The organism is Bradyrhizobium sp., assembly GCF_049519115.1.
Classification (GTDB): domain Bacteria; phylum Pseudomonadota; class Alphaproteobacteria; order Rhizobiales; family Xanthobacteraceae; genus Bradyrhizobium.
Genome location: NZ_JBEKRB010000010.1, coordinates 124,401 through 140,153, shown reverse-complemented (window position 1 = coordinate 140,153; position 15,753 = coordinate 124,401). Strand labels below are relative to the sequence as shown.

The 15,753-nt window shown below is 60.0% G+C and carries 17 protein-coding genes and 1 tRNA gene; 8 read left to right on the top strand and 10 right to left on the bottom strand.

Features of this window, described 5'->3' with window-relative positions:
• Positions 1–386 precede the first annotated feature (386 nt).
• Complete coding sequence (locus ABSE61_RS11230) at positions 387–1,067, bottom strand: DUF1353 domain-containing protein (protein WP_423871167.1); 681 nt, start codon at positions 1,065–1,067, stop codon at positions 387–389.
• Between the two features lie 57 nt (positions 1,068–1,124).
• Here ABSE61_RS11230 and ABSE61_RS11225 point away from each other — a divergent pair, with 57 nt between their 5' ends.
• Positions 1,125–1,691: a leucine-rich repeat domain-containing protein gene (locus ABSE61_RS11225; protein ID WP_423871166.1), complete on the top strand. Its 567-nt coding sequence runs from the start codon at positions 1,125–1,127 to the stop codon at positions 1,689–1,691.
• A 186-nt stretch (positions 1,692–1,877) separates the two neighbouring features.
• Here ABSE61_RS11225 and ABSE61_RS11220 read toward each other — a convergent pair whose 3' ends face one another.
• Positions 1,878–2,513: a multicopper oxidase domain-containing protein gene (locus tag ABSE61_RS11220; RefSeq protein ID WP_423871165.1), complete on the bottom strand. Its 636-nt coding sequence runs from the start codon at positions 2,511–2,513 to the stop codon at positions 1,878–1,880.
• A 245-nt stretch (positions 2,514–2,758) separates the two neighbouring features.
• Between ABSE61_RS11220 and ABSE61_RS11215 the strand changes: the two genes are divergently transcribed.
• Positions 2,759–3,103, top strand: a complete 345-nt coding sequence (locus ABSE61_RS11215; RefSeq protein WP_423871164.1) for a hypothetical protein — start codon at positions 2,759–2,761, stop codon at positions 3,101–3,103.
• A gap of 45 nt (positions 3,104–3,148) precedes the next feature.
• Here ABSE61_RS11215 and ABSE61_RS11210 read toward each other — a convergent pair whose 3' ends face one another.
• The 3 genes from ABSE61_RS11210 to ABSE61_RS11200 all read right to left on the bottom strand — a co-directional run bounded on the left by ABSE61_RS11210 (position 3,149) and on the right by ABSE61_RS11200 (position 4,481).
• Positions 3,149–3,364 carry a phospholipase D-like domain-containing protein gene (locus ABSE61_RS11210; RefSeq protein ID WP_423871163.1) on the bottom strand — a complete coding sequence of 72 codons (216 nt, stop codon included), beginning with the start codon at positions 3,362–3,364 and terminating at the stop codon, positions 3,149–3,151.
• Between the two features lie 149 nt (positions 3,365–3,513).
• Positions 3,514–4,056, bottom strand: coding sequence for a hypothetical protein (locus ABSE61_RS11205; RefSeq protein WP_423871162.1), 543 nt, complete (start codon positions 4,054–4,056; stop codon positions 3,514–3,516).
• A gap of 197 nt (positions 4,057–4,253) precedes the next feature.
• Positions 4,254–4,481 carry a hypothetical protein gene (locus ABSE61_RS11200; RefSeq protein WP_423871161.1) on the bottom strand — a complete coding sequence of 76 codons (228 nt, stop codon included), beginning with the start codon at positions 4,479–4,481 and terminating at the stop codon, positions 4,254–4,256.
• A 120-nt stretch (positions 4,482–4,601) separates the two neighbouring features.
• Here ABSE61_RS11200 and ABSE61_RS11195 point away from each other — a divergent pair, with 120 nt between their 5' ends.
• Positions 4,602–4,778, top strand: a complete 177-nt coding sequence (locus tag ABSE61_RS11195) for a hypothetical protein (RefSeq protein ID WP_423871160.1) — start codon at positions 4,602–4,604, stop codon at positions 4,776–4,778.
• A gap of 168 nt (positions 4,779–4,946) precedes the next feature.
• On the opposite strand, the gene ABSE61_RS11190 is transcribed toward ABSE61_RS11195, so the two are convergent.
• Positions 4,947–6,893, bottom strand: coding sequence for a hypothetical protein (locus ABSE61_RS11190; protein WP_423871159.1), 1,947 nt, complete (start codon positions 6,891–6,893; stop codon positions 4,947–4,949).
• A 115-nt stretch (positions 6,894–7,008) separates the two neighbouring features.
• Positions 7,009–7,083, bottom strand: a tRNA-Gln gene (locus ABSE61_RS11185).
• Positions 7,084–7,358: 275 nt separating this feature from the next.
• Between ABSE61_RS11185 and ABSE61_RS11180 the strand changes: the two genes are divergently transcribed.
• Positions 7,359–9,137, top strand: a complete 1,779-nt coding sequence (locus tag ABSE61_RS11180; RefSeq protein ID WP_423871158.1) for an acyl-CoA dehydrogenase family protein — start codon at positions 7,359–7,361, stop codon at positions 9,135–9,137.
• Between the two features lie 37 nt (positions 9,138–9,174).
• Here the strand turns inward: ABSE61_RS11180 and ABSE61_RS11175 are convergent, their stop codons facing one another.
• The 3 genes from ABSE61_RS11175 to ABSE61_RS11165 form a co-directional block, all read right to left on the bottom strand.
• A complete protein-coding gene (locus ABSE61_RS11175) occupies positions 9,175–9,471 on the bottom strand; it encodes a copper-binding protein (RefSeq protein WP_423871157.1) in 297 nt (98 codons plus the stop codon).
• A 123-nt stretch (positions 9,472–9,594) separates the two neighbouring features.
• Positions 9,595–10,542 carry a hypothetical protein gene (locus ABSE61_RS11170; protein WP_423871156.1) on the bottom strand — a complete coding sequence of 316 codons (948 nt, stop codon included), beginning with the start codon at positions 10,540–10,542 and terminating at the stop codon, positions 9,595–9,597.
• Between the two features lie 147 nt (positions 10,543–10,689).
• Positions 10,690–11,637, bottom strand: a complete 948-nt coding sequence (locus ABSE61_RS11165) for a ring-cleaving dioxygenase (protein WP_423871155.1) — start codon at positions 11,635–11,637, stop codon at positions 10,690–10,692.
• A 119-nt stretch (positions 11,638–11,756) separates the two neighbouring features.
• On the opposite strand from ABSE61_RS11165, the gene ABSE61_RS11160 reads away from it, so the two are divergent.
• The 4 genes from ABSE61_RS11160 to ABSE61_RS11145 all read left to right on the top strand — a co-directional run bounded on the left by ABSE61_RS11160 (position 11,757) and on the right by ABSE61_RS11145 (position 15,657).
• Positions 11,757–12,518, top strand: a complete 762-nt coding sequence (locus ABSE61_RS11160; protein ID WP_423871154.1) for a crotonase/enoyl-CoA hydratase family protein — start codon at positions 11,757–11,759, stop codon at positions 12,516–12,518.
• A gap of 134 nt (positions 12,519–12,652) precedes the next feature.
• Complete coding sequence (locus tag ABSE61_RS11155; protein WP_423871153.1) at positions 12,653–14,329, top strand: bifunctional metallophosphatase/5'-nucleotidase; 1,677 nt, start codon at positions 12,653–12,655, stop codon at positions 14,327–14,329.
• A 71-nt stretch (positions 14,330–14,400) separates the two neighbouring features.
• Positions 14,401–15,336 (top strand): histone deacetylase family protein, encoded by a 936-nt coding sequence (locus ABSE61_RS11150; protein WP_423871152.1) that lies wholly within the window; start codon positions 14,401–14,403, stop codon positions 15,334–15,336.
• A gap of 69 nt (positions 15,337–15,405) precedes the next feature.
• Complete coding sequence (locus ABSE61_RS11145) at positions 15,406–15,657, top strand: exodeoxyribonuclease VII small subunit (protein ID WP_423871151.1); 252 nt, start codon at positions 15,406–15,408, stop codon at positions 15,655–15,657.
• Positions 15,658–15,753: the final 96 nt, after the last annotated feature.

Here is a 15,753-nt window from a genome sequence, read left to right as displayed (position 1 = left end):
CCCACATACCCACAGCAGACGCAAACGCAGCAGAAGCAAGCTGCTTGATTCAAACGACAAAGGCAGGCGCGATTACACCTTAACTTCGGCGCCCCCTGGTCCCAGGTATGGGGTCCACTTCAGGCGCGGGCCTCAGTCCTCCGTGATGTCGGCGCCTTCAGCGAAGGAGCCTCGGATTGCTTAAGACGTCCCCTTCCGGCCAGTGAAGCGGAGATCCGTGCAAACGAGGTGATATCCGCAGGAGGGAGCGGCTAGACGGAGAAGGTGTTTCTCTGGGCGTCGTAACGAGTTTAGCGGCACTTACCGGAATATTGCGAGGACGGCTAGGGTAAATCGTTTCGCAATTGGATGGCTTGGATAAGCAAGACGAAATCTCTGCTTTCTCATCAATCGCTCGACAATTCAGAGACGCCCGAGAGAATGCGCTGCTCCTGATAGATGCTGCCAAATAAATCCAACGACGAGTCTATTGCGGTACTGATCTGATTGATCGATGGATCGTACTTTCGGATTAGGCGCTCGAAATCATCGATGTGCAAATGTATCGGGGAATCAGGTTGTAGGATTTGCCCTCCCCTCACCAGAGAATCCTCAGCGGTTATTCCATCAGCATCAATCATAGTTCGAACATCTTTCGAAAACGGCGTATGTAGAATACTGAATTGTCTATTGAGATTACTATTGTGCACTACTGTGTTCGACCACCGCGGTCCTGCGAAATAAACTGCCGCATACATTAATTTCGCACGTGCCTCGGATACGTCAGACACAATCATCGCCTCGTAGAAAACGCCGTGCACTTCGCGCCAAGGCCGAATACGGGTGTCGCAATAAAAATCATGAATGACCGAGGCGTCGCGATATTTGCCCGTGAAGGGGCTTCCCACGATCGACCACAAAGCTTGAGGGATAGATGCTCCGTCCACTCGGGTGCCCTTCGGCACCATCCAGTCTAATCCTCTTTTGTCGCGAAAGCCGAACTTATCAACAAGCTCCATATGAATGCCATCAGGCAGCGGAGTCCAAATCAGTTGTCCGATGTAGCCCGTACCGCCTCGTGCGCTCATAGTATTCTCGCAATAGTGTAATGAGGAAATCATATAACTGACGTGAGAGTAGCATCAATGACGTCCGATCAGCAGCGCCCAGCTTCAGAGGTCGAACTTGTCCCCGACGACGGCTTGGCCCAAGCCTTGAGCAAGGCACTCTCGGGCGCTGCGATAAATATCCAAACTCTAAAGCTGCTAACAAATCTGGACGCGTCAGAACGGAACATCTCAAGTCTTGCGGGCCTAGAATACTGCACAAGCTTGGAGGGTTTATCGCTGGAGAACAACAAGGTTGCAGATTTGAAGCCCATTTCGGCCCTGACAAGCTTGGAATTGTTGTCGCTCAACCACAATCCCGTTGCCGACATGACTGCTATTGGAACGTTGCCCGAACTGAGGCAGCTATTTATTGGAAAGACGAACGTCAGTGATTTGAATTTTATAACACAGCTTCCAAGGCTGGAATTGTTTTCGTTCGTGTATAGCCAGGTGACGTCGCTAACCGAGTTGTACTTCGCCGTCTTCGTGACCAAGAGTAACCAGCGATTTCAGCAAATCCTTGCGTACGGCAACAAGTTGGACGCGGCTTCATATGCGTTCGCCGAAGCGCTTCGAAATCATGGAATCGACGTAAGCATATAGGCGTTGAAGGGCAGGTCAGTTGCTATAGAATCTCTGCGTCCCCGAGGGGCTTTGCGCCTCGTGCTCGCGGCGAAAAGCATTAGGCAAGCAAACCTCATGCTGCGCGAAGATCGTCCTATAGCCAATCCATGGCATGACAGGGTCAGAGCGGACGGCAAAGCCCGGTCCTGGCACTGCCGTAGGCGCCTATTGAGGCGCCGCGACAACTTGAATTCTCGCCATCATACCCCCGTCCTCATGCTCCAGAATGTGGCAATGAAAGACGAATGTACCGAGTTGTGAAAATGGAATGTCGACTACGATCGGCACCGACTCGCATTGATGAATATGCCATTGATCCATCGTGCAGTAGCCGTTCTGGTTTTGCGCCACCTCCGGAATCTGAGGGGTGGCCACGGGAAGCGGTACGTTGTCCTCCATAATTCCCGCACCGACATCGGATTGAAGTTTTTCCGAAAACCGCGGATCGGACTTTTGAACAATCCGGAATTTGGTCTGATGAATATGGAAGTTGTGCAACTCGGTTGCGAGGTTAACCAGCTCCCAAGTCTCGTGGACGATCGACTGCTCCGGCCCCAGTGGAAGACAGATCGTCGTATCGTTCGGATCGAAGCTCTTGATGGGTATCTGCGCGACGACGTTATCGCCGTCGACCTCCTCATACCCGAGCCCGAAGGATTCTGGATCGCTTGTGTCCGCAAGTCCAAAGAAAATGCGGCGATGATGACCGGGAGGCAGCGGGGAGCAACCGTGAGCCAATTCGGTCTTGGAAGCCAGCGCGTTTCTTGCGACGAAAACTCCTGCGATCTGCTGGCCGGTCAAAGCTTCGCCGCGGAGATCCAGTGCGGCGACGTCGCTTCGCGTAGTGGATTGTCTTCGAAACTCGACGTGAGCGAGATTCACCTCTGGCCAATTATCCCCCGCTGCTCCCGTCGTAAGCCCGATCGACTTGAACGTAGCGGCGCCGTGATCGGGGGGCGGAACGACCTGCCCGGAAGCGTCACGGTAGGCGACCCACAGCTCGACCCGCGAACTCGGCATCATCGTCAACTGATCGACGCAGACCGGTGCCGACCGGTAACGCGCGCCCGCGGGCAACGGACAATCCGCCAGGCGGAATCGAGCGCCACCGAGCGACAGAAGGGGCCTATGTTGCGTTCTCACGAGCCCGGGACCGTCTTCAGATCTTTGCCGATACCCGTGAGATCGATGCCCAGGTCCGCCTCGAATTGCCGTTATCGGAGCGGTTGCAGACCACGATCGCGCCAGAGCAACGGTTGGACTGGTTGGCCGGTCGCATGTCGCGGCTGCAGGTCAAGACTAGCACGCTGGACCCCGTGCTGGAGCAGGCCTCACAGCGGCAGTTGCGCGAGCGTCAGCGTGAACGATCGGCCGAGTACGACCGTGGCTAAGTCGGGCATTCCCAAACGCAGGCTGCAGCCACGTGTATCCAACCGCTATTTGTTCAACTGCAATTGGAACAACCTGATAACTTGATCGGCGACCTTCGGCGCATTGATGAAAATTCCCAGCTCCCGCGGGGCCGCATTGTCCGCCGATAACGAGTTCTGACTGGTGATGGCCAGCGAGTCATCGTCCCAGGCCAGCAGCTTAGCGTGCAGGCGTGGCGTATACACGGGACGCAGCTTCACTCCGCTAGGGCCCAGATCCATTAGTTCACCCGCCGATACTCCGGTCAGCGTATCGGTGCCTTTCCGAAGTATAGATCGGCAGCCACACCGTTTGCCCGCGCGGCGGCTAGTGCAGGTAGGATGATCATCGGACGGCCCGCCACACCTATCCGATGGCTGGTGACCTCCTACTAATGTGCGAGGCCTCGGAACATCGATCTGATCTCCTCGTCGGAGACGTCGGGTTCTGGCTCGGAATGGTCAAGCCCGCCGTAATGCGAGCGCGAACGTCGTACTCGACCCTCATAGATGGCTTGCCGCCGGTATTCGATATCGCGGCCGGCCCGATCATCCGCGTAACCGTACCTAGACATTAGCGACTTGAGGTCCCTCTCAAAATCATCGAGTTCGTCCGGATTGTCGATGTCTCCCAAGGTTTCGTCGATGTGATCGATGAACTCCTTCAGGGCCGCCTGGAAAGCTACCGCAGCGTCCGATGGTAAGGTTCCAAAGTCCCGAAGCGTCTCAGCCACCGCGTCGAGGTCTTCTAGCGTCATGTATCCGCCCCATACGCTCAACAAGCGCGCGGTCGCCTGGGATATCGCGTTGCGCAAATCCCGCATCTGCTCGGGAGGCAACCCCGAATCCGGCACTTCCTCAAGAAGGGATCTGCACAAGTCCGCATCGTCTTGCCCAAATTCGGCGTCGCCCAGATCGGCTGTCGCCGCGGCCACTGGTGGAAGCAAGGCAGCATGCCGAAGTACTCCAAACGATACCGTTAACGCGCCTTACCCACGCGCGCGGCACGGCGGCGGCGTTCCTGCCGTCCTCGGTGGTGACGCCCTCGATCTCACCGGTCGCAATCTCGGCGATCATTACGGCGTTGCCGATGGCGTCGGCTGGCCCGCTTTTCACCCCTTGGTCCTCTTCGTTAAAGGTCACCATAGGTTTTTGTGAATACGCCACGCCCATCCTGCACCACTTGCAGATGTACAATGTAATCAAGCATTTGAGAAAGAACAACGACAGCCCATTCCTCGGCTAGATGGGAAGCTTCAGCATCGTCTTTAGCTTCAAAGTCTTTGGTATCGATTGAAAGCTTTTCGCCAGGAATAATTTCGCTTTCATCTCTGTATAATTCAGCGACGTACCGCATCATGGCTCCTGCTTTTGATAGCCAACAAACCTAATGCTCACCAGTAAGCTTCGTAAGGGACTCCAAGCAGAGGTCGCTTCCGGGTATAATCAGCCGAATCATGCAACCTTATGGAGAGGTCATATGGCCAAGAAACCACCGTCCAAGACTGTTACCGTTCATCCCATCACGGCGCAGAAGATCAAACATATCGCCAGTATCGCCACGAGAACGCCCAGCAAGGTAACGACCAAGCAGACTCAAGAGCTTGGCGCATCCGTGTTGCGGCACATTGAGCCGCGCGGCGGCAAGATCAAGTAACTACAGCCGTTTTGATTTTAATAATTGCCCCTTGCGGAATACCAATGATTCGCATGCCTGAACCTTCGGCTGATCGATACCCACATTCCGCTTTTTAACAGCGACGCGTGGAGTCGCCGGCAAAACTTTGGAGGGGAAGCGATGTTCCACTCAGCGCGAGACCCGGAATCATAATTTCCGTCGCCTCAATTTAGCTGATGGACGCTTTCGCATTTGCAACACGTCTGAGCGCAAGCAAATCTTCTGCGCCTCTACGTGTGCTGTAACGATTGGGAGATGTTCCAGAGCACTTAGCATTTGTCGCAATTTGGCTGGGCTCGCGTAGCGCTCTTCTGTCACGTTCTTGCCACCGTGCCCTAAAATATCTGCCCGTAGTTCGGACGAAACCTCCGCGTCCTTCAGATCGGCGCCACCAACCTTTCGGAAAGAGTGGAAAGCCTTGCGCTCTTCTTCTGCGTTCGGAATCGCCACGTTCTGGATCTTGATCCAGTCACCATAAAAGACGTCACCAAGTGGTGTTCTGTCGCTGGCTGCCCGGAGCTCCGGAAATAGCAGGCGATGACCGAGCCGCTTAAGCTCAGCATGATAGCGCAGGAAACCGAGACGCTGCACCTCCGCGATTAATGGAATGCGGCGCATGGATTGCGCGTTCTTTAGCGTCCGATGCTCATTCGGCCGGATGAAAATGAAGGGTATGCCGTCCTCATCGAGCACGTCCTCGACGTCGAGGCCGCAGATTTCTTCGCGCCGAGTCAGCGTATAGCGGGCTAGATACGGCACGATCGACATCGCGTCGTGATAAAGTTGGACCCCCGGCGCCATACGGTCGTCGAAGCCCGCGCAGCCGGTCCACGGCGCCTGCTTGAAGATCGCCGTCAGGTCTGCCGGCGAGAACGGATTGCGCTGGTCACGCGGCCGCCCATTTTGTTTGGCGCGAAGATTGGACACTCCCGTGAAATCGGAAATCTTGTGCCCCTGTGCGGCGATGTAGACGAGGACCTCCTGCAACTGCGAAAGGTGCCGGTTGAGCGTTCCGGCAGCACGCCCCTTCTCCTCTTTCTTCATGCCTTTCGCGCGTTCGAGCCACACTGCGAGCGGCGTCTGCTTGTCGTGCTGACCCTTGCCGTAGGTGCGCGGGAGCGCCAACAGCAAGGAGCGATACTCCGCCACGCATCTCTGCGACAGTGATCGCACGTGGTCATCGCCGATCATTTCGACGAACGTATCGATCAACGACCTGACTTGGCGCTGGGTCTTTTCGTTCCACTCGCCTAGCGCCGCTTTCTCGCCGATCATCTTCTCAGTGAGCTTTATGATCGACGTTTTGTCCGTCGGCGGTTCCGGAGCGGATGGCGGAGAGATACGTGTCGGCAATGCGTCGCCCTGGGTCTCGACGGGTGCCGCGGATTCGTTGCGGGTCGTCGCCGCTGCAGGCACTGTCTCCTGTAAACGCGCCGGCTCGCTTCGCTGTAATAAGTTCTCGATCAGCGCATCGTCCTCGCGGAAGTCGCCGATCCATCGCCGGTCCGTCGCGAGCAACGCCGCAGCCTGGCCGCGGTAGTAGATGCGTTCAGCCTGAAGCAGATCGCCCTCGCCTTGAGAGGCTCCGCAATCTACCAGTAAAGCTTCGAGCCGCCGGCGCGGCGACGAACCGTTGGAGGCTCGCCGTAGCAGGTCGAGAACCTGACCGACCTCGTCGATTTCCGATTGCGAGAGGCCGTTTTTCGCCAGCATGCAGCGTTCGGCGTCGCCGACGGTCGCGGAAACGCCCTGCACGGCCTGAAGACGCCGCGCCCACCCCATCACGCGGTCGCTGGACCGGCCTTCCCAGGCGCTCACGCCGTCGGCCGTCTCCATGACGGCCAAGCGATCCATCTTCGCCAGATGGCCGCGTGCGACCGCTTCCAGCATCGATCGCGCCTGTGCAGCCGACAGCATTTCTCGTTCTTCCTGTCTCAAGATGCCATCACTGGCCACAGCAAGGTGCGCGGCAATAGTGCGTGCCCTCGAAAGGTCCCGCGTCCTGAGGCTGAACGCAACCGGCACCCGCGCGGTCTCCCCGTCTTTATGAAGGAGCCGACGGCGCCACCAGTAGACGGCGCCGCGACGAAACACGTGTTGAACAGCACGCACGCGAAATCTCCTGTGCTACAGGCGCGTGCTACAGTTCCGAAGCGACACCCCAGCCGAAACTGGAGAGTCAATTCATTTCAATGGATTAGCGGGACACTGGCTGGGGCGGGAGGATTCGAACCTCCGTATGGTGGAATCAAAATCCACTGCCTTACCACTTGGCGACGCCCCAACGACCGAAGACGGGATGGCAGGCGCCCTGCCCCCGATCTCTGTTCGGCCACGCCGGTCTATAGAGGCAGTTGAGCTATTTCAACAGGGTAGACGGCGAAAATCCCGTTGAATATTACGCCCGGCCGGCGGCTGGCGTGCTGTCACGCCATCAGGCGGTTCCGTCCCCATTCATCCGCAAGGCTTCCTTTGCCGCACTGCCGCGGACGGAAAAGTTGAGAGACACATCGTTTCGTGGGAAGACATTTTCATCTCTCCTCCAAGCGAGGCTCTGCCATGACCTACCGTGCGCCGATCAACGACATGCTGCTGGCCCTCAACCACGGCGCCGGGCTTGAGGCTGCCGTGAAGGCCGGCCACTACGGCGATTTCGACGGCGATATTGCCTCAGCCGTGCTGGAAGAAGCCGGTCGGTTCGCCTCCGACGTGCTGGCGCCGCTCAACCGCGTCGGCGACGAACATGGCATCAAGCTTGACGGCTCGAACGTCACCACCGCGCCGGGCTGGCCCGATGCCTACAAGCGCTGGACGGCAGCCGGGTGGAATGCGGTATCGGGGCCGGAGGCGTTCGGCGGCCAGGGCCTGCCGCTCGCGATCAACGCGGTCTGCACCGAAATCTGGAGCGCCTCCAACATCTCCTTCGGCCTTTGCCCATTGTTGACGTTGAGCGCGATCGAAGCGCTCGAGGCCCATGGCAGCGAGGACTTGAAGCAGATCTATCTCGAGAAGCTGGTCTCCGGCGAGTGGCCCGGCACGATGCAGCTCACCGAGCCGCAGGCGGGCTCCGATGTCGGCGCGCTGCGCAGCCGCGCCGAGCGTGCCGCCGACGGCACCTATCGCATCAAGGGCACCAAGATTTTCATCACCTATGGCGATCACGACATGAGCGACAACATCGTTCACTTCGTGCTCGCCCGCCTGCCCGATGCGCCCGCGGGCACTAAGGGCATTTCGCTATTTTTGATTCCGAAATTCCTCGTCAACACCGACGGCTCGCTCGGAGCGCGCAACGACATCTATGTCAGCGGAATCGAGCACAAGCTCGGTATGCATGCCGCCCCCACCTGCACCATGACCATGGGCGACCACGGCGGCGCCATCGGCTATCTGATCGGCGAGGAAAATCGCGGCATGCTCTGCATGTTCACGATGATGAACCAGGCGCGTCTCGCCGTCGGACTCCAAGGCGTCGGCATTGCCGACCGCGCCTATCAGCAGGCATTAGCTTTCGCACAGGAGCGCCGCCAGGGCCGCGCGGTCGGCAGGCCAGGATCCGAGTCCGATCCGATCATCGTGCATCCCGACGTCAAGCGGATGCTGATGCAGATGCGCGCCATGACCGCGGCCTCCCGCACCATTTGCTACGCCACGGCCGTCGCGCTCGATGTTTCTATGCGGGCCAAGGATGCGAAGGTCCGCGCAGCCGCGACGGTACGGGCTGCGCTGCTGACCCCGATCGCCAAAGCCTTCTCCACCGACATCGGAAATGAAGCCACCTCGATCGGGGTGCAAATCCACGGCGGCATGGGCTTTATCGAGGAAACCGGCGCCGCGCAGCATTATCGCGACGCCCGCATCACGCAGATCTACGAAGGCACCAACGGCATCCAGTCGATCGATCTCGTGACCCGCAAGCTAGCTGCCAATAACGGGGAGTCGGTCTGGGCCCTGCTCGATGAACTCAAGGATATCGTCCAGCAGGTCGAAACTTCCAACGATCCGGCATTCGGTACCACCGGCACCAAACTCCGCGATGCGCTGGCCTCGCTCGAGCGCACCAGCCGCTGGCTGCTCGAACGCGTGGCCTCCGCACCCAACGAGGCTTTGGCCGGCGCGACGCCCTACTTGCGGCTGTTCGGCGCGACGCTCGGTGGATGCATGCTGGCGAGCGAAGCTCTGGCCGCGCGCGGCCTCGGTGAAGCCGATCCGCAGCGCTACGTCACGCTGGCGAGATTTTTCGCCGAAAATGTTTCGGTGCAGGCGGGCGCGCTGGAGAAAACCGTGACGGACAGCGCGGAGGCCGTGAACGGCGCGGATGCGGTGCTGCTCGGTTAACGCACGCCGACTGGACGCAAGCGTCCAGGTCCTCGCGCTACTGTCGATCGATCTTGGTGATCGTCTTGGCTTCGCCCGAGCCGGACGCGGAAAAGCTGACCCGGTCGCCGGCATGCAAGCTATCCAACGAAACGCCGCTTCCGACCTTGAACTCCTCCGCGGCGCCGCCGGTATTCGCACCGACCGTGCCGTCTTGCCCCTGCCGAATCGCGATCGTGTTATTCAGCCGGTTGATTCCGATGACGGTTCCTGTGCGCGCCTGTTGGGCGAGTGCCGCCGAACCGAGGACGAAAAGCGCGATTGCGCCGACCGAAACGATCCTTGCGATCTTCATGGCATTTTCCCTTTGCTGGGAAGACATGCGCGATAAACCCTCCGCACCGGATTAGTTCCGGCCAAAGGCGCTTAACCGGCCCGCTTCGTTAATGCCGACCAACCAAGAAAAAGCCGAGAAACGCTATTGCACCGGCATTGGCGGCCGCGGCGCTGGCCCCAATCCGGGCTCGGGCTGTAGCTGAACCGGCGGCGGTGGCACCTGGGATTGAGCGGCGGGAGCAGCTGCGGCTTGCGTCGCCGGATAGGCCGACGATACCGACCGGTAAGCGGGCGGCGGCGGGGCTGGCGTTGCTGCCGGTGAATAGCTTGATGTCGACGAGTAAAGCGGCGCCGGCTTGTGCGCCGGCGCATGTGGCGTCGTGGCCGCTAGTTTAGCCTTGGCAGCCTGGTCCGATACCTTGGCGAGATCGCGTGTCATCTGCTGCTGGCTCGCCTTCAACTCGGCGATGCTGGCCTTCAACGTTTCGACCTGCTGGTTGGCATTGGCGAGATCGCGCGCCATCGATTGCAGCTGTTGTGCCGTGTCCGACGACGGAACGGCGGCCGTCGCCGCGATGTTGCCTGGCGTGCCGGTGTCAGACGGGCTTTGGTCGGATGCAGCCGTTGTTGCCGGCGCCGCAGCGGGCGGGTCGTCCGACGGCGTGGATTCCGAGGCAAGTCCGAGCTTTTCCAGCGGTAGCGAGGCAGCGATCGCCCATTTCGGCGCCCACGAGAACAACGCCTTCTTGGCGGCATAGCCAAAGGTCTGCCAGCTCAGCGCGGCGGCGCCGATGCCCAGTGTCAAAAGCAGAGCGGCAATGGCGCGCACCGCCCGCCGGCCAAACGAACTCTTGCGCATAGGCACATCATCGTTGACGGCGGTGGCACGGAATGTCGCATCAACCGCCGGCACGGGCAACGCACCGGACGAATCGTTAGCGGCGCGAGGGCCGGCTACGGAATTCTGCCGCGCGGCGGCGCGCAGCAGGTCAGTGATCTCTGCGTCTGACGGCGCAACCCGCACCTGATCGGACGGGATCACGACGAAATCATGCGAGTCGGTCGCTTTCGGCTTCACCCCGGTTGGCATTCGCCCTCCACCATCGCCGGCTCCAAAACGGCCGGCAATTTCGCTTCTCGGAATCCCACAAGCATACGATGATCCCAGACTTCACCCCGGCTTGACCAAACCAAGGCAATCCTGCGGAGAGATTGAGGCCACTTGTGGGCCACAGGCTTACCCGATCGGCTTCAAACCGGCCTCGATTTCGGCGCGGCGCGGCTCAAGGAAGGGCGGCAAAGCGAGTTTTTCACCGAGCGTCTCCATTGGCTCGTCGGTGGCAAAACCCGGACCGTCGGTGGCGATTTCGAACAGGATGCCGTTGGGTTCTCGAAAATAAAGGCTCCGAAAATAGAAGCGGTCGACCTCGCCACTGTTGGGAATGCCAAGCTCGCGCAGACGCGCGGTCCAGGCGTGATATTGCGCCTCGTCAGGCGTTCGAAACGCCACGTGATGAACCCCGCCGGCGCCTTGCCGCGCCACGGCCAGGTCTTTCTGCTCGATCACATGCAGTTCGGCGGCGGGTCCCCCCTCGCCCATCGCAAACACCTGGACTTCACCCCTCACGTCCGGCGCGACGTAAGTACGATCATGCCGCATATTCATCACGGTCGTCAGCACCGGAGCGGTGCGGCCGACTTCCTGCACGCTCAGCACAATCGGACCGAGCCCGCGGATTTGATGCTCGACCGGCACCGGGCTCTTTTCCCACGGCGAGGCGGCACCCAAGCCGCCATCGTCGATCAGCACTAGCCGCTGGCCCTCGCCGTCCTCGAACGGCAACCTCAACCGGCCATCGACCTCGGTGACATCTCCGACATGACCGCCTGCCTGATGCAGTCGGTCGCGCCAGAAACCAAGACTCTTCTCGCCCGCGACACGCAAGAAGGTCGTGGAAATGCTGTTGGTGCCGCGCTGCTCCGGCGCGGCAGGAAAATCGAAGAAGGTCAGGTCGGTGCCGGGATTGGCCTTGCCGTCGGCGTAAAACAGGTGATAGGCGCTGACGGCGTCCTGGTTGACCGTCTTCTTGACCAGCCGCATGCCCAGCAAGCTGGTATAAAAGGCGAGATTCTCGCGCGGCTTCGCCGAAATCGCGGTCAGATGATGTATCCCGGTGAGCTGCATCGTTCGCCCCTGGTAATCCGCGCGGCCTCTCAGCACTGACGGCAGTTTGGGTGCGCGCGTGGATGATGTAGGGTATTTCGCTCGTTCCCGCCATTGCCGATTGCTTGAGGCCCAAACCCATGACCGGACATGTCACCGTTACCGATGAAGATGCCGTTCGCATCATCGCGCTTCGCCGGCCGGAAAAGAAAAATGCGATCACACAAGACATGTATCGCGAGATGAGCGCGGCGATCGACACCGCGCAGGATAATGCGTCGATCCGCTGCCTGATCATTTCAGGCGAACCGGGCGTCTTCACCGCCGGCAACGATCTGGAAGATTTTCTGAAGGACGGCACCTCGAACACGGGCACTCCGCGCGCCTCCAATGCGATCAAATTCCTGCATTCGCTGGCCCACAACGCCAAGCCGATCGTGGCCAGCGTCGACGGCATTGCGATCGGGATCGGCACCACGCTGCTGTTTCACTGCGATCAGGTCATCGCCAGTACGCGAGCGACGTTCGCTACGCCCTTTATCCATCTAGGTCTGGTGCCGGAAGGCGCTTCCAGCCTGCTGGCGCCCTGGCTGATGGGACATCAGCGCGCTTTTTCGATGCTGGTGATGGGGCACAAGCTCAACGCCGAGGAAGCCCGCGCGGCGGGCTTCGTCAATGAGGTCGTCGAGCCGGATCATCTGGAAGCCGAAGCGCGCAAGGTCGCACGTGAGATTGCCGCCCTTCCGGCCGAGGCGGTCGCGGCCTCGCGCAAGCTGCTCAAGCACCCGACGGAAGACCTGGTCCGCCGGATCGACCACGAGAGCCATCTGTTCGGCGAGCGGATGCGCTCAGCGGAAGCCGTCGCGGCGTTCAAGGCGTTCTTCGCGCGAAAAAAATCTTGAGCGCTTATTTTGTTTGAGCATGATCTCCGCGCAAACGCTTGCGCGTTTTTCGAGAGGGAAAGCCGGCTTTCAGTTTTCCGGATCATGCGCCGAAGCTTCGTGAAACCGTCGCGGCAGCCGTTTATGATCGACCCATGAGACATTCGCTCGCTCTGGCTTGTGCTTTCCTGGCACTCGTTGCGTCTTATCCGGCGACGCCGGTCGCGGCGCAATCGGCGACCGTGGATTTGCGCATTCTCGCAATCAACGATTTCCACGGTTACCTTCGCGCCTCATCGGGCGGCATCAGGATCGCCGATCCCACCGACAAGACCAAGAGGATCACGGTGCCGGCGGGCGGCTCCGAACATATGGCGTCCCTCGTCAAGGAACTCAGCGAGGGCCACAAGAATACGATCTTTGTCGCCGCCGGCGACCTGATCGGCGCCAGCCCATTGTTGTCGGCCATGTTCCACGATGAACCGACGATCGAGTCGCTGTCGATGATGGGGCTTGCGCTCGCCTCCGTCGGCAATCACGAATTCGACGAGGGCAAGGACGAACTCAAGCGGATGCAGGATGGCGGCTGTCATCCGGTCGATCAATGCCGTGGGCCGCATCCCTTCTCGGGCGCGAAGTTTCACTATCTCGCGGCCTCCACGGTCGCGACCGCGACCGGCAAGACGGTTTTTCCGCCCTACGAAATCAGGGAGTTCGACGGCATTCCCATCGCTTTCATCGGCCTGACCTTGAAAGGCACGTCAGGCATTATTTCACCGGCAAGCGCCGCGGGCCTGGAATTTCGCGATGAAGCCGAGACCGTGAACGCGCTTGTGCCTGAAATTAAAGCGCGCGGCGTTGAAGCCATCGTCGTGCTGATTCACGAGGGCGGCTATCCGACCGGCGACTATAATGAGTGCCCCGAGATCTCCGGCGCCATTGTCGACATCGTCAAGAAATTCGACCGTGCAGTCGATCTCGTGATCAGCGGCCATACCCATCAGCCGTATGTGTGCGAGATCGACGGTCGGCTCGTGACCTCAGCTGACAAATACGGCACGCTGGTTACCGCGATCGACGTCAGGCTCGATGCGAAGTCTCGCGACATCGTCAGCGCAAAGGCCGACAACGTCATTGTTCGCAGCAACACGCTGCCCAAGGATCCCGAGCAGACCGCGCTGATTGCGGCCTACGACACGCTCGCAGCTCCCATCGCCAATCGCCGCGCCGGATCGGTCACCGCCACGCTGTCGCGTGTGCCGAATGCGGCAGGCGAGAGCGCGCTTGGCGATATCGTTGCGGACGCGCAATTGGCTGCCACCATGGCCGCCGCGAATGGCGGCGCCGTAGTTGCGTTCACCAATCCGGGCGGCTTGCGCGCCGATCTTGCAGCCAAGGACGATGGCGAGGTGACTTACGCCGATGTGTTTGCAAGTCAGCCGTTCCGCAATCAGCTTGTCACGCTGACGCTCTCAGGAAGTCAGATCACGATGATGCTGGAGCAGCAATGGCTGGATCCCAAGCGGCCGCGCATTCTTCAGGTCTCCAAGGGATTCAGCTACGCCTTTGACGATACCAGGCCGTTCGGCGATCGGGTGATCACCAACTCCATGTCGCTCAACGGTGAGGCGATCGTTCCCGCCAAGAGCTACCGCGTCACCGTCAACAACTATCTCTCCACCGGCGGCGACGGATTCACAGCCTTGACGCAAGGCGCCGCACAGCAATTCGGCAGCTATGATTCCGACGCGCTTTACGCCTATTTCCAGGCTAACAGCCCGATCAGCCCGACGCCCGTCGACCGCATTAAGCGTTCGACAGAAGCGAAATAATCGGCCTCTTTCCCCGGCCGCGATCACGCCTTACACTGAGCCTTCCTCCGGCCCACGCGCAAAGGCCATGCATGACCACGCTTCTGTTGAGCCACCCATCGACCCTGAATCATCTGACCCCACCTGGACATCCCGAGCGGCCGGACCGGATTCGCGCGGTCGATGAAGTCTTAAGCGAAAGCCGTTTTGATCCGCTGGTGCGGGAACTGGCGCCGGAAGGTTCGCTCGATCTCGTCACGCTGTGCCATGACGAGCACTATGTCAGCGAATTGCGCCGCGTCGCCCCGACGAGCGGGCTGGTTTATCTCGATGGCGATACCTCGATGTCGCCCGGGACCTGGGAAGCGGTGATGCGCGGCGTCGGCGGCGCGGTCGCAGCAACCGACGCGATCATGGCGGGAACCCATAATAATGCCTTCGTGGCGATGCGCCCTCCCGGCCATCACGCCGAAACCAACCGGCCGATGGGCTTTTGCTTCTTCGATCACGCCGCCATCGCCGCACGCCACGCCCAGCGTAAATACGGCATCGGCCGCGCCGCCGTGGTCGATTTCGACGTCCACCACGGCAACGGCACCCAGGATATTTTCTGGGGCGACAAGACCGTGATGTATTGCTCGACGCATCAGATGCCGCTGTTCCCGGGCACCGGCGCCAGCGGTGAGCGCGGCGAGCACGACAACATCGTCAACGCGCCGCTCGCGCCGGAAGATGGCAGCGCCAAGTTCCGCGCCGCTTTCGAAAACACGATCCTGCCCAACCTGAGCAAATTCAGCCCCGAGTTCATCATCATCTCCGCCGGTTTCGATGCGCATCACCGCGATCCCCTGGCTTCGCTCAATCTCAAAGCCGAAGACTTCGGGTGGGTGACGCGGAAGCTGATGGATCTCGCCGACCGCGCCGCGGGAGGCCGAATTGTTTCGGTACTCGAGGGCGGTTATGATCTTCAGGGCCTGAAAGAATCGGTCGCTGCCCATGTCAGTGCCTTAATGGGCTCGGCGTCTTGAGACCCGACGTCTCGAAGCCCCGCTGTCATTTCATTCGCTGACGCGACAGCGCATCCAGGAACACACGATATGGCTGAAAACGCCCAGACGGACGTTAAGAAATTGAGCTTCGAGCGTGCGCTCGAGGAACTCGAATCGATTGTAAAGCGGCTCGAGGACGGCAAGGTGCCGCTGGAAGAATCGGTTGCCATCTACGAGCGCGGTGAAGCGCTGAAGCGGCGGTGCGAGGAACTACTACGCCAGGCCGAAGCGCGGGTCGACAAGATCACGACCGATGCAAGCGGCCAGCCCACGGGCACCGAACCGCTCGACGTGCAATAACGGATACCGCTCCAGCCCTCAACCCGAGCCCCTGCTGCATTGGGGCATTGCCGAAATGGTTAAGCACGGCGGCCCGGTTGGCCCAATTATCGACGA